The 13,275-nt window shown below is 69.2% G+C and carries 8 protein-coding genes and 4 pseudogenes; 6 read left to right on the top strand and 6 right to left on the bottom strand.

The window, feature by feature from the left end:
• Positions 1 to 79 precede the first annotated feature (79 nt).
• Positions 80 to 1,237, top strand: coding sequence for an ROK family protein (locus OH735_RS04680; protein WP_406379701.1), 1,158 nt, complete (start codon positions 80 to 82; stop codon positions 1,235 to 1,237).
• 53 nt (positions 1,238 to 1,290) lie between these two features.
• Here OH735_RS04680 and OH735_RS04685 read toward each other — a convergent pair whose 3' ends face one another.
• Together OH735_RS04685 and OH735_RS04690 are read right to left on the bottom strand one after the other, a co-directional pair.
• On the bottom strand, positions 1,291 to 2,058 hold the full coding sequence (locus tag OH735_RS04685; protein WP_406379703.1) for a GntR family transcriptional regulator: 768 nt from the start codon (positions 2,056 to 2,058) through the stop codon (positions 1,291 to 1,293).
• 325 nt (positions 2,059 to 2,383) lie between these two features.
• Complete coding sequence (locus OH735_RS04690) at positions 2,384 to 3,268, bottom strand: RNA polymerase sigma-70 factor (RefSeq protein WP_406379704.1); 885 nt, start codon at positions 3,266 to 3,268, stop codon at positions 2,384 to 2,386.
• Positions 3,269 to 3,514: 246 nt separating this feature from the next.
• Between OH735_RS04690 and OH735_RS04695 the strand changes: the two are divergent.
• The 3 genes and pseudogenes from OH735_RS04695 (at position 3,515) to OH735_RS04705 (ending at position 6,049) form a co-directional block, all read left to right on the top strand.
• Positions 3,515 to 5,004: pseudogene (locus tag OH735_RS04695) on the top strand (NF041680 family putative transposase).
• Between the two features lie 44 nt (positions 5,005 to 5,048).
• Complete coding sequence (locus OH735_RS04700) at positions 5,049 to 5,375, top strand: hypothetical protein (RefSeq protein ID WP_406379706.1); 327 nt, start codon at positions 5,049 to 5,051, stop codon at positions 5,373 to 5,375.
• 152 nt (positions 5,376 to 5,527) lie between these two features.
• Positions 5,528 to 6,049, top strand: coding sequence for a hypothetical protein (locus OH735_RS04705; protein ID WP_327272014.1), 522 nt, complete (start codon positions 5,528 to 5,530; stop codon positions 6,047 to 6,049).
• A gap of 148 nt (positions 6,050 to 6,197) precedes the next feature.
• Here OH735_RS04705 and OH735_RS04710 read toward each other — a convergent pair whose 3' ends face one another.
• Together OH735_RS04710 and OH735_RS04715 are read right to left on the bottom strand one after the other, a co-directional pair.
• Entirely contained in the window at positions 6,198 to 7,274 is a 1,077-nt protein-coding gene (locus OH735_RS04710; RefSeq protein ID WP_406379708.1) for a transposase, read from the bottom strand.
• On the bottom strand, positions 7,271 to 7,828 hold the full coding sequence (locus tag OH735_RS04715) for a transposase (RefSeq protein ID WP_406379710.1): 558 nt from the start codon (positions 7,826 to 7,828) through the stop codon (positions 7,271 to 7,273). The genes OH735_RS04710 and OH735_RS04715 overlap by 4 nt, the downstream gene beginning before the upstream one ends.
• Before the next feature lie 343 nt (positions 7,829 to 8,171).
• Between OH735_RS04715 and OH735_RS04720 the strand changes: the two are divergent.
• A pseudogene (locus OH735_RS04720) lies at positions 8,172 to 9,003 on the top strand (alpha/beta fold hydrolase).
• A gap of 57 nt (positions 9,004 to 9,060) precedes the next feature.
• On the opposite strand, the pseudogene OH735_RS04725 reads toward OH735_RS04720, so the two are convergent.
• Both OH735_RS04725 and OH735_RS04730 read right to left on the bottom strand, forming a co-directional pair.
• Positions 9,061 to 9,894, bottom strand: a pseudogene (locus OH735_RS04725) (EamA family transporter); the annotation flags it as partial.
• Positions 9,895 to 9,984: 90 nt separating this feature from the next.
• Complete coding sequence (locus tag OH735_RS04730; RefSeq protein WP_406378983.1) at positions 9,985 to 11,577, bottom strand: IS1182 family transposase; 1,593 nt, start codon at positions 11,575 to 11,577, stop codon at positions 9,985 to 9,987.
• Positions 11,578 to 11,715: 138 nt separating this feature from the next.
• On the opposite strand from OH735_RS04730, the pseudogene OH735_RS04735 reads away from it, so the two are divergent.
• Positions 11,716 to 13,228, top strand: a pseudogene (locus tag OH735_RS04735) (PLP-dependent aminotransferase family protein).
• Positions 13,229 to 13,275: the final 47 nt, after the last annotated feature.

The raw sequence follows: 13,275 nt of genomic DNA on the forward strand, positions 1-13,275 counted from the left end.
GTCCCGGCCCACGGTCGCCCTGTACCCGGGCAGCGAGTACGATCCGCCTGACATTGCGCACGAGCTGGGAGGACACTCCGTGGGCCGGCTGACCGGTGGGGATCCGTCGCTGCTGCGACGGATCAATTCCGCGGTGGTACTGCATGCCCTCCGGGGCGCCGACTCCCCCACCCTCACGGACCTTACCCGGATCACAGGTCTGTCCCGGCCGACGGTCGAGGGCGTCATGGAGGGGCTCTTCGAGGCCGGGCTGGTCGTCGAGTCGGTGCCCGACGGCGGCGAGACCCGGCGTCAGGGTCGGCCGGCCCGCCGGTTCCGGTTCCGCGCCGAGGCCGGGTATCTGCTCGGTATCGAGATCGGCCCGCATCGGATCTCCGCTCTGCTGTCGGGGCTCGACGGCCGGATCATCGGGGCGGGCTCACGCGAGGTGTCGGAGACGGCCTGCGCCGACGACCGGCTCGACAAGGTCAGGGCCGTGGTCGCCGATGTTCTTCGGAGGACGGGTGTGGCCCGGAGCAGTCTGCGTGCGGTCGGCGTCGGCAGCCCAGGCATTGTGGAGGCCGACGGGACCGTTCGGCTGGGCACCGCGCTGCCGGGCTGGACGGGTCTGGCGCTGGGCGAGCGGCTGAGGCGCTCCTTCCGCTGTCCCGTCCTCGTGGAGAACGACGCCAATGCTGCGGTGGTCGCGGAGCACTGGAAGGGCGCGGCCACCGAAACGGACGACATCGTGTTCGTCCTGGCCGGGCTGAGCCCGGGCGCCGGTTCGCTGATCGGCGGAAGGCTGCACCGGGGTTTCGGCGGCGCGGCGGGGGAGATCGGCGCGCTGCATCTCCTCGGCCGCGAGGCGACGCCGGAGAGGCTTCTGTCGACGACGGACACGCCGTTGGACCCGTTGGACGAGCCTGCGGTCGCCGCCGTGTTCACGGAGGCACGACACGGCGACGCCCTGGCACAGGCCGCGGTGGAGCGGTTCATTCAGCGTCTGGTGCACGATGTCGCGGCGCTGGTGCTGGCCCTGGACCCCGAGGTGGTGGTGATCGGCGGGTGGGCCGCGGGACTGGACGGCGCGCTGGATCCGCTCCGCCGTGAGCTGGCCCGCTACTGTCTCAGGCCGCCGCGGGTCACGCTGTCGGTGCTCGGCGAGGCGGCGGTGGCGACGGGCGCGCTTCGGCTCGCTCTCGACCATGTGGAGGAGCAGCTCTTCGCCGTGGAGGGAACGGTAACGGCCCGCCGCTGAGTGCGACGGGCCGTACGCGAACCAAACGTCTCGGGCGGGCGGGGCCGGTCGAGTCAAGAAGCCTGGCGCTCCTGGCCGTGATGGCTGATCTCCAGGTCGCCCGAGTCGCCGAAGGTGAGCCGGCAGGTGTCGGCCCGGTAAGTGGCGACGGAGAGCGCAGCGGTGCCGCCGGCCGCGAGGTAGCGGGTGGTGACGACGAGAACGGGGGCGCCGGGAAGCCGGTCGAGTTCCTTGGCGTCGTCCGCACGCGCCGAGCCGAGCTCCACGGAACGGTCCTGGCCGTCGAGGCCGAGCCGGTGCAGTTCGCGCAGGACGCCGCGGGCCCGGGCGGGGCCGGAGGGAGCGTCGATCGCGGAGAGTTCGGGCAGGGATGACAACGGGACGTACAGAAGCTCCGCGGCGACCGCCTGCCCCTGGGTGACCCGGATCCGGCGGACGATGTGCACCGGCTCGTCGCTCTCCACGTCGAGCATGGCCACCACTGATGCTGGTGCGATCGCAGTCGTGCAGTCCACGGGCTGCCATGCCTCGCCGACACCGCCGCCGGCCCAGTCGCGCTGTGCCGTGGAGACGGCGACCCCGACCCGCGGCGGGGCGACAGTGGTCCCGACGCCACGACGGCGTTGCAGTTTGCCTTCGAGTTCGAGCTGTTCCAGAGCTTGCCGGAGCGTCGCCCTCGCGACTCCGAACCGGGCGGCTAGTTCACGCTCGTTGGGCAGGATCTCGCCCACCGCAAAGTCCGAGTCGAGTGCCTCACTGAGCACGGTCTTGAGGTGCCAGTACTTCGGCTCCTGCACCGTTTCCAGCTGCGTGGTCCCCACCCTGTCCTCCGCAATCACCCAGCGGCTATTCCGCGACGTTATTTATTAAAGGTTCCTGTCTTAACGTTGAGACCATAGGACGGGACACCCCCTTGGTCAAGACCAATCCTCCTTCGGTCACACAGCGAAACGGACTTCTACCGCAAAGCGCGCACAGGACACTCTTGGTGCCGTAAGCCGCCCACAGCACAAGGCCCCAAGGCCAGGCCCGTGGGGCTTCGGGCAACCGTGGGGCTTTCGAGCAGTGGCCACAGAGGGGTCCCTGAGCGAACCGGAGGTGCTTGCGCCAGCTGGAAGCGCGCGTCCCAACGGCCGGAATGTGCGGCTACTCCCCAGCCAGACTGGCGAGCTTGTCAGGATTGCGCACGATATATACGCACTGAATGAGTCCGCCCCTGACGTCCACCTGGAAGACGGAGTCGGGCTTTCCGCCCGAGAGCACCAGCAGGCCCGGCCCGCCGTTGAGCTCCAGGAACCGGATGTCGAGGTCCGGGACCTGATCGTGAACGACCGCGAAGAGAAAGCGGCCGACCTTGCCGGCGCTCTCGATGACCCGGAGCGGCGCCTTGGACTTCCCACCGCCGTCACCGACGAGCCGCGCATCGGGTGCGAGTAGGACCAGCAGCTCCTCGATGTCCCCGCCCGCCGCTGCGGCGAGGAACCGCTCCGTAAGGTCACGGCGGTGGGCCGGGTCGACGTCGTAGCGCGGCTTGCGCTCCTCGACATGGCGCCGCGCGCGTCCCGCGAGCTGGCGTACCGCCGCTTCGGACCGGCCCAGCGTGGCGGCGATCTCCGCGTACGGGAATCCGAAGGCCTCACGCAGAACAAAAACGGCCCGTTCCAGAGGTGACAGCGATTCGAGAACGACGAGCACGGCGACGGACACGGAATCGGCGAGAACGGCCTGTTCCGCGGTATCGGGCACGGTCGGCCCGAAGTCGGTGACCAGGGGCTCCGGCAGCCACGGACCGACATACGCCTCGCGCTGCGACTTCGCCTGCCGCAGTCGGTCGATGGCCAGCCGGGTGGTAATCCTCACGAGGAAGGCGCGCGGCTCCCGCACATCTTCGCGCGATGCCGACGACCAGCGCAGCCACGCCTCCTGCACGACATCCTCGGCATCGGTGATCCTGCCCAGCATGCGGTAGGCGACCCCGGTGAGCATGGAGCGATGCTCCTCGAAGACGTCGGTCACGGTGTCAGCTGTCACCCCTTCATCCCAGCCGACCCGCCGCACCCTGTCCAGCACGAATCGCCCCGCCCTCTTGAACTGCAAGCTACCGGGCGGTAATTGTTATTGACGAGACGCCTAAGTCGCCTTCAGCTTGTCGTTTATGGTCCGGGGCCGAACGCGGCTCGAACTTGATCGGTTTTTTCGCAGTTCAGCGGACATGGAAGCGGCCTTCGTCTGATCCTGTGCTCCGTCACAGAGTGGATCAGCGCGAAGGCCGTGGTCGTGAATTTGGTGCATCAGGGAGTCCCGCGGGATGCGTTCGCGGAAGTGTCACACTTCCGGTCGGAGCTGTACGCGTGCATGACCGTGCGGGGCGACGCGTTGTTCGAGTTATGCGACGCGCTGTTGTGCACGGACGCGCCGGTACGGACGCTGGTCGATCTCGCGCTCGCGCCTGAACACCGCCGCGGTCACGGAGCTCTGTACGGCGGGCTCAACCAGGGACGGATCGACGTTTGACGGCTGCGTCGCGCGCTGGCCGAGGTGCCGTTGCCGAGGGCGGCGGACGGAAGGCTGGTGCTGGCCGTGGACGTCTCGCCATGGCTTCGACCGGATGCCAACACCTGTGCCGACCGGGCCTTCTGCCACACCTTCGGCAGGGGCGAGGGCAAGCACCAGATGGTGCCGGGCTGGCCGTACTCGGTCGTGGCCGCGCTGGAGACCGGCCGCACGTCCTGGACGGCGGTGCTGGATGCGGTCCGCCTGGAGCCCGGCGCCGATGTTGCCGCAGTGACCGCGTTGCAGATCCGCGAGGTCGTCGAGCGGCTCGTCGCTGCCGACCAGTGGAAACCGGGTGACCCGGAGGTCCTGGTCGTGCTGGACGCCGGATACGACGCCCCGCGCATCGCCCATCTGCTGGCAGGGCTACCGGTCGAGATCCTCGGCCGGCTCCGGTCCGACCGCGTGATGCGTCGGGCGACACCGCCACGGGTCTACGACCCCAAGGGTGGCCGACCGCCCAAGCACGGCGGCGAGTTCGTCTTCGGCGATCCCAGTACCTGGGGCGCCGAACAAGCCGTGACGACCACGGACACCCGGCTCTACGGAAAGGCGACCGCGCAAGCGTGGGACTGGCTGCACCCGCGGCTCACCCGCCGGGCTGCCTGGCTCGACCACGACGGCCCGCTGCCCATTATCAAGGCACCGTCGTCCGCCTGGTCGTGGAGAAGCTGCCCAGCGGCGGGGTGAACAAGCCGGTATGGCTGTGGTGGTCGGGCACCGACGCCACCGCGGCGGACGTCGACCGCTGCTGGCAGTCCTTCCTGCGGCGCTTCGACATCGAGCACACGTTCCGCCTGTTCAAGCAGACGCTCGGCTGGACCAAGCCCCGGCTTCGCAGCTCGGAGGCGGCCGACCGGTGGACATGGCTGGTGATCGCCGCCTATGCCCAGCTCCGGCTCGCCCGCCCGCTGGCCACCGACCTCCGCAGGCCCTGGGAGAAGCCGGCCGACCCGGACAGGCTCACGCCTGCCCGGGTCCGCAGGGGGTTCAGAAACCTGCGTGCGAAGGCCGGCTCCCCAGCCGGTGCACCGAAACCTTCCCACCCAGGTCCCGGTCGGCCGCCAGGTTCGAAGAACCGCCGACCGGCCACCCGTCATGACGTCGGCCGGGTCCTTGCCACCGGCGAGGCATACAGCCGTCCCGCCCATCACAAGAAGGGGACCAAACCCCGGCGAGGAAACCATGCCGACACCGGTGGCAAAGCGTCGTAATCTGCTCGTGGCGTGGGCTGACATGACTTCGACGGGTGGATCTCATGACACATGACAGCAAGTCCGACAATGGCTCCGGAGCATCATCGGACCAGTACACGCAAGATATCCGTGCTGACCGTCAGGCCATACGGAAAGCACTGCGCGCAGACGTCGGCGGTGCCCACGTTGGACTGCTCGTGACGGTCATTGCCCTGGTCGTCATCGCCAGTGTCGCAGGCCCTCGCTGGACCTTGATCGTCTCCGGGTGCTTCACCGCCTGGTTTGCCCTCGCGCTGGCAGTCATTCGCCTCCGCGGCGGACGTGGCGGGGATGCCCTCCAGCGGGCCTACGTTGCCACATTCGGCTGGGGCGACTACGTCAGCCCCTGACGGGGTTAAACGACAAGTTCAGTGCCTGACGCTGTCGGGGATCTTGGTTTCCGCTCTGTACGTGCATTGCGCGTAGTGGGAAGTTGGAGGGCCTGCGGCGGTCGGGCTGGTCCTCGGCCCCATGTGTTCCACTCACCTAGGGAGGATCGACCGTGGCCTCCGATCACGACCTGCTGTGGCGTCGCTGCGCGCACCTGGGCCGTGTCCTGCTGCCTGTGGTGGACCAGGAGGCGTGGCGCCAGGCCCGCCGCCACGAGCACCTGGGGGCCTGGGGCATCAACATCGTGGAAGGCGAGCGGCTGATCGAGGTATTTGCGGCCTTGGCCGCCCATGCCGTCGCAATCGACACTTCCGTATCTGCCGCAGAACTTGACGTCCTACCTCTGAGCGCGGTGGCTGACGCGGCGACCGGTAAACGCGACTTCGAGCTGCTCGCCGGACTCCCGGACACCTTCGCCGACGGCCGCGACGAACTGGCCGTCAAGGTCTTCCGGCTGTACGCCTACAGGGGTGGGCAGTACAGCCTCCAGCTCATCCGACTGGGCACGGAACTGCGCCGTGCGCTGATCGTCCTCGCCGAACGCTCGCGAATGCCATCCCCCACGTGCGGGCACGTCTTCTTCTGGGCGGCTGCAGCTGGCCTGTCCAGTGATCACGGAGACCAGATGAGCTGAGGTCACGCTCCCGGCCGCAGGTTGGAGGCTGGTCCTTCGCCGGAATCGGCTTTGGCAGGCTCCGGGGCAAGGTGGTGGGCACCGCCGAGTGATCAAGTCAGTCTGCGGGGTGGGTGGCAACGCGCCAGGACCGGGGTCGCGGGATGTGCTACCAGTCGAGGAAGTCCTGGAGAGCGGTTGGGTGCCGGGGCTGCCGAGGTGGTGCTGGCGGCAGGTGGGTACTGATGCGTTCGAGGTTGACCGCGATGGCGGTCAGGACGTGCTGGACGTGAGCCTTGTCCTGGCTGCGGTAGCGGCATTGGCGCATGCCGTGGCCGTTGACGAACTCGCTGATCGTGCTCTCGATGGCAGCCCGCAGCGAGTACCGCGACAGCCACTCCTGGGTCTGCTGCTCAGTCCGGGCCTCGGACTGGATGTCGTAGAGATCGCGCGGCAGGAAGGAGACCTTCCGGGCGTCGGTGCGGGTGCAGGCGGTCTTCACCGGGCACTGGCGGCAGCCATCTGGGGAGAACTCGACGTTGACGTAGGGCGCGAGGGAGGGTGGCGTCGACCACCGGCGGCTCACCTTGCCCTGCGGGCAGGTGACCTGCTTTGCGTCCCAGTCGATGTTGAAAGCTTCACGGTGGAAGACGGTGCCCTTGCGGGACCGGCGGGTGCTCCTGGCCCGGATCGGTCCGACCAGGCCAACACCGTGTTCGCGGGCGACTTGCTGCTTGAGTGCGACGGAGAGATATCCGCCGTCGACGAAGTGCTCCTTCGACAGCAGGTCTCGATGCTGGAGGTTGGCCAGGATGCCGGCGAGGGCCTTGGTGTCGTGGACGGGAGCCTTGGTGGTGGTCACGTCGGTGATCACGCTCGGCGTGTCCGGGTCGCAGCTTTCGGTGACGTGCGCCAGGAAGCCCTTCCAACGCGTCTCGCCCCGGCGCGCGTAGCGAGCACTCACGTCGTAGGGCGAGACGATGGCGACGGCCGAGGGAGGCAGGCCGGCATCCTCCGCATCCCTCCACTTCGGGCGGTCCTGGGCGTCGGTGCAGTAGTTCTGCACGAAGATCTGGCGCAGGGCCTGGACCTGCTCGCCGTCGCGGAGAGCAGGCAGGTAGCGGTGGACGTAGCGCAGGAGCAGGCGGATGTCCTCGGCGGTCTCCTTGATCCTGGTCTTGGGCCGGGAGGGGTTCTTCCCCAGCCGGGCAGCACGGCCGTAACGCCGGCCCCAGTCCTCGGTCACCAGGCCGACCAGCTCGTGCGGCGCCCGCGGGCGAGTTCTTCCAGGGCGGCGCGCATGGCCTCGGTGACCAGTTCCAGGCGGGTCAGGTCCCGCACCGCGGCCAGGACGTGGGTGGAGTCGGTGCGCTGCCGGCCGCGTTCCCGGACCAGACCGACGGCCCGGATCTTCTCCAGCGCCAGATCCAGCAGTTTGTCCGCCCGGCCCTCCACGGCCAGGCGCTCGCGGAAGTCAGCCAAGACGCTGTGATGGAAGCCGGGGTCTTCCAGCTCCATACCCAGGGCGTACTTGAAGTCGATGCGGTTCCGTACGGATTCGGCGGCCTGCCGATCGGACAGCTCCAGCAGGAACTGCAGGACCGACACGGTCGCCAACTGGGCAGGCGACAGGCCCGGCTTGCCGTCTCTGGGATACCACTCCTCGAAGTCCTCGTCGCTCCACAGGCCGTTGAGGTGGTCACGGATGGCCATGGCGGTGGTGCCCCTGGGGTTGCTCGCCCGGGCGACCCGCACGGTCAGCTCGGGGATCACACAGCCGGTACGGGGGCGAACACACATCTCGAACCTCCGGAGTCGCGGGCGCCAACCGTCCCACCCGCGCAGATCACTGGGCCTTCAATTCCCGGCATGGCCACCACGAACGGGTGAACGCCATCGACACTCCAGCCGCTCCAGTCACGTGGACACCGGCAGGCACGAACGAAGCGTTCGCTCAACGGTCACCAACGCATTCGCTGCGGCCGCACCGGCTCGCCGGCCTATCTGCAAGTCTCTAATCAGGAGAAACGGAACCCTTGACTGGCACTCAGATCACGCTAAACGACTCCGATTTTCAAGGTCCCCGACAGCGTCAGGCACTCAGGCATGGCCTGTTCATGCCGGATCATCCGGGAGCACCAGCATGGCCACCACGGTCTCGTTCAGTGTCGACTCACCGCGAGGCCCTCGAAACGTATCCGTGGCGTATGAACGGACCGGTTCCGGCGAGCCGTTGCTGCTGCTCCACGGCATTGGCCACCACCGTCAGGCCTGGGACCCGGTGCTGTCCGTCCTGGCCGCGGAACGGGACGTGATCGCCGTGGACCTTCCCGGTTTCGGTACCTCCCCGGCGTTGCCCGAGGGGGTTCCGTACGACCTTGCGAGCGTGGTTCCGGGTGCTCGGTGCGTTCTGCGCGCAGCTCGGCCTGGACCGTCCGCACGTGGCGGGCAATTCGCTCGGCGGTCTGCTGGCGCTGGAACTGGGCCGGGAGAAACTCGTGCGATCGGTGACGGCGCTGTCGCCCGCAGGTTTCTGGACGGAGGGTGAGCGTTGCTATGCGTTCGGGACACTGCGCGCGATGCGGCAGGGCGCACTGTCGATGCCCATGCCGGTGATCGAACGGCTCTCGCACAGTGCGGCCGGACGGGCGTCCCTGACCAGCACCATCTACGCCCGGCCGGGCCGCCGTTCACCCGGTGCCGTTGTCGCGGAGACCGTCGCCCTGCGCGAGGCGACCGGTTTCCACCAGACGCTTGCCGTCGGGCGGAGTGTCGCGTTCACCGACGATGTGCCGGAGCTGCCCCTGACCGTCGCCTGGGGAAGCCGCGACCGGCTGCTGCTGCGCCGTCAGGGAATCAGGGCCAAGCACACCATCCCCGGTGCCCGGCTGGTGCGGCTGCCCGGTTGCGGGCACGTTCCGATGAACGACGACCCTGCCCTCGTGGCGCGCGTCATCCTCGACACCAGTCGCTGAACCGGCGCCCGGCGCCACGTCGCGCCCCGAAAGGAATCCCGACCCCAGCGCCACGCCCAGACCGACCAGAAGGCTCCCGCCGGCCTGCGGGATGCCGTACGAACCGGTGCCGACGAGCGGTGCGGTGAGTGCGGCGGAGACCGGGATCAGGCCGGAGAAGAGCGTGGCGCGTTCGGCGCCGATGCGCTGCATACCCATGTACCAGCAGACGAAACCGACGACGGTGACCACGGCCGCCTGGCAGAGGAGCGCCATGGCCTCGCCAGGTGTCGGCGCCCGCAGAACACCCCCGCCGTCAAGCAGTACACCGAGCAGCACGGACTCCGCAGCGGCGAGTCCATACACCGTGGCGGACAGCAGCTTCGGCCCCAGCGGGCGCAGCACCGGTACGGCGAGGACGGCGAAGCCGACCTCGCCCGCCAGCGCGCCGACCGAGCAGAGAATGCCCGCCAGGTCCGTACGACCCCACCCCTGGACGGTGAACGCTCCGGCGGCGACGAGCGCGGCCGCGTACAGGACCGTTCGCGTCGGCCGACGCCCGTCCAGCAGCGGCACGAGAACGGCGACGAGGATCGGAGCACAGCCGACGAACACCCCTGGAACGGCGGGTTCCGCGGAGCGTTCCGCGCCGAGGACGGCCAGATTGAAGCCGACCATGCCGACGGCTGCCAGCAGCGCGAGCCGTCCCCACTCGCGCAGGGTGAGGGCACGCAGCGCGGCAGCCGGGCGGGACTGTCCGTCGCGGGCCAGGAGGGGCAGGAGCAACAGCGCCGCAAGGCCGTACCACAGCGCCTGGCCGCCCGCGTACGGGTAGTGGCCGAGGACGCCGTTGGCGGTGAAGGAGGCGCCCACGAGCATGCAGGCGAAGGCTGCGAGGAGCGCCCCGCGCAGAGAGGTGACGTTCGTGGAGCCGACGCTAGAAGACTGCTGAAAATCTTGTTGAGGGGCTGTTTGGCCGTAGGCCGGGCGGCCCCTTCTTCGTCATGGGGTGGCCGGGGCGAGGTGCCAGGTGGTGTTGGTGCGGGTGAGTCCGAGGTTGATCAGTCGGCGGAGGTTGAGGGCGGCGGCGCGGTGGTGGAGTGCGATGTTGTTGGCGATGACGCCTCGGTAGCGGACTCTGCGGTTGCCGTGGGCGACGAGCCAGGCGATGGCGCGTTCGACCGGGGGCCGCCATCGGCGGTATTCGTCCTGCCAGGCGGTGTCGGTGGCGGCCTGGACGCGGGCTGCGGTCAGCAGTTCGTGCTGAGGGTGGACGTTGATAACCCGTCCGGTCTTGGAGGTTGTGCAGCGTTCCCGCAGCGGGCAGCCGGTGCACAGCCGTTTGAACTGGGCGGTGCGGCCTCCGTCGGCCTTGGTGCGGCCCAGGTTCGCGGTCTGTCCGGCCGGGCAGGTCACGGTGGCGGCGTCGGTGTCGACGTGGAAGTCGTCGATGGTGAAGCCTCCGGGGACGGCCTGCCGCAACGGCGGCGGCTTGACCACCAGGACGTGGCCCTGGGCGGTCAGTTGTTCACGCAGGTCGCCGGTGCCGTAGGCGGAATCGCCGAGCACGGTCAGCGTCTCGCCCTCGCTGTGGTCTTCGTCGGCCAGCAGGTCCAGCGCGACGGCGGCCTCGTGGTTGTCCGGCCCGTAGCCGCTGGTTAACGCGACGGCAGTGAACAGTCCGGCCTCTGGCTCGAAGGACACGTGCCCTTTGAAGCCCTCCTGGTGGCGGGTTCGGTTCTTGTGGATGTGCCGGGCATCGGGGTCGACGGTGGACACCGTCCGGTCGGGCACGGTGCGCATGGCGATGCGCCAGCGTCCGTCGCGGCCGTCGGAGTCCTCGGCCGGCTCCACGTCCTGGCCTGCGACGAGGGCGAGAAGGCCCACCGCGTTCGCGGCCCGCTCGCCCAGCTCACGCTCGGGAAGACGGCCGAGCATGTTGAGCGCGTCGGTCACCAGGGCGTCGACCAGCGCCTCGCGGGCGGCTTCGTCATTCCAGGCGATCCTGGGTTTGCCGGGGTCGGTGTAGTCGTGAGCAGTACACCACCGGCCGGCGACCTCGCCGGCGCCGGGGACCTCACGGATCACCCGGCGGATCGCGGCCACGATCTGGGTGACGGTGTCCTGAGTGGCCACCGCATCGTCCAGGACGGTGGAGTCCAGCGCCCGGCGCTGCTTTCCTCTGAGGACACCGGTGGCAGTCACCACCTCTTTGACCTTGGTGAAAATCCGCGTCGGGTCGGCCGAGCGGGCGAGCCGGCGCCGGAAATAGGTCAGCAGCGAGGGATCGAAGGCGGTGTCGTACAGGCCCAGCCCGCAGGCGGCCTTCCAGCGCAGGTCACACCGCAGTTCCTGGACTGTCTCGAAGTCCGACAGCCCCTGCAGGCTCTGCAGTACCACCATCGCGGCCAGCACCTGCGGCGGCAACGACGGCCGTCCGTTGGCCGACGGATACATGTCCGCGAAGAACTCTGGCGGGAACAGCACCTCACGATGCTCGGCCAGGAAAGCGAACACACTCCCTGCCGGGATCAACTCCCGGCAGGTCTCCCACACATCCGGCCCGACCATCTCCCCGGCCCATTCCCCCTGCATGCTCACAAGACTGGCCCCGGACCTGCCGGTCCGGGGCCAGAACGCAAAAGATTTTCAGCAGTCTTCTAGGCAGCATCGCGGTCCGGTTTAAGGTCCACTTTCGTGACGTCTTCCGGGACCAATCCGCCATCGGGCCGTGTGGAGACCGGGGATTTCGGCTCCGCTGCCTGGGAGTTACTGCTTCCGGCTGCCGCCGCCCCGGCACGTCGGCGTGGTCGCGCGCTCCAGTCGGCACTGCGCGAAGCCGTCCGCTCCGGCCGTCTCGTTCCGGGTACGAGAGTGCCGTCCAGCCGTGCGCTCGCCGCCGATCTGCGGGTGTCTCGGGGACTGGTCACCGAGGCGTACGAACAGCTCACCGCGGAGGGGTACCTGCGCAGTGGACGGGGTGCGGGCACATGGGTGAGCGGGACCGTTCGGGCCGCCACCCCGAGCGCGCGCCATCGCGCTCCGCGCCCGCACGGCGCACGCGTGGACTTCCGTCCTGGTACGCCGGATCTGTCGTTGTTTCCGCGCAGCGCGTGGGCCGCCACCTACCGTTCGGTGCTCGACCGGCTGCCGCACAGCGCACTCGGCTACCCCGATCCGCGCGGGCTGCCCGAACTGCGCGAAGCCCTGGCCGCCCTGCTGACCAGGCGCCGGGGCGTGGTCGCCGATCCGGAGCGCCTGATGGTGTGCTCCGGCGTGGCGCAGGCGATGACGCTGCTCGGGTTCGTTCTGCGCGGACGGGGAATACGGGCCGTCGGCGTCGAGGATCCCGGCAGCCCCGAGCATGCCGCGCTGTTCGCATCGGCCGGCATCACCACCACCGGGCTGCCGCTCGACGGCGAGGGACTGGCCGCCGAGGCTCTCGGACGCTCGGGGGTCCGTGCGGTCGTGACCACTCCGGCACACCAGTTCCCCACCGGAATTGCCTACTCTGCCGCCCGGCGGGGCAGGCTCCTGGACTGGGCACGCACCACGGGGGGGCTGATCGTGGAGGACGACTACGACGGCGACTTCCGCTATGACCGCGCGCCCGTCGGCTCGCTGCAGGGTCTCGACCCGGAACATGTCGCGTACACCGGTTCGGTGAGCAAATCGCTCGCCCCGGGGCTACGGCTGGGCTGGCTGCTCGCATCGGCGACGATGACCGACGAGATCGTCGCGCGCAAACGCACGATGGATCTGGGCAATCCGGCCGTCGACCAGGCGGTCCTCGCCGACTTCATCGCGCGCGGCGGCTACGACCGGCAGTTGCGCCGCTGCCAGCGCGCCTACCGTGAGCGCCGCGACACGATGAGCGCGGCGTTGGCGGAGTACCGGGGAAGTGCTCCGCCAACGCCGCGACACGATGAGCGCGGCGTTGGCGGAGCACTTCCCCGGTACAAAGGTGAGCGGGATCGCCGCCGGTCTGCACATCATCGCCCGACTGCCCGAACGGTACGGGCCCGAGCCGGTGTTCCTGGCGCGCGCGGACGAGGTCCGAGTGGCCCTGCGGCCACTGAGCGACTTCGGCGCCCTGCCCTGCGCGGACCGAACGGTGAACCTGGTGCTCGGATACGCGCATCTGCCTCCCCCGGACATCGCCGAAGGGGTGCGGTTGCTGGCGGCAGCTCAGCGGGATGCGAAGGGACCGCACACCGGTGAGAGCCGTAGTCGGGTGTTCATCTGAGGTTGGTGTGCGCGCCGCCGACGGGCACAAGGGTGGGGTCGGCCGAC

It is taken from the genome of Streptomyces sp. NBC_01618 (assembly GCF_045209435.1).
Lineage (GTDB): Bacteria > Actinomycetota > Actinomycetes > Streptomycetales > Streptomycetaceae > Streptomyces.

Bases quoted from the DNA above. Each gene is read 5' to 3' on its own strand.
- OH735_RS04700 (WP_406379706.1), top strand. From the start codon at position 5,049: ATGACACATGACAGCAAGTCCGACAATGGCTCCGGAGCATCATCGGAC.
- OH735_RS04715 (WP_406379710.1), bottom strand. From the start codon at position 7,828: ATGTGTGTTCGCCCCCGTACCGGCTGTGTGATCCCCGAGCTGACCGTG.
- OH735_RS04730 (WP_406378983.1), bottom strand. From the start codon at position 11,577: ATGCAGGGGGAATGGGCCGGGGAGATGGTCGGGCCGGATGTGTGGGAG.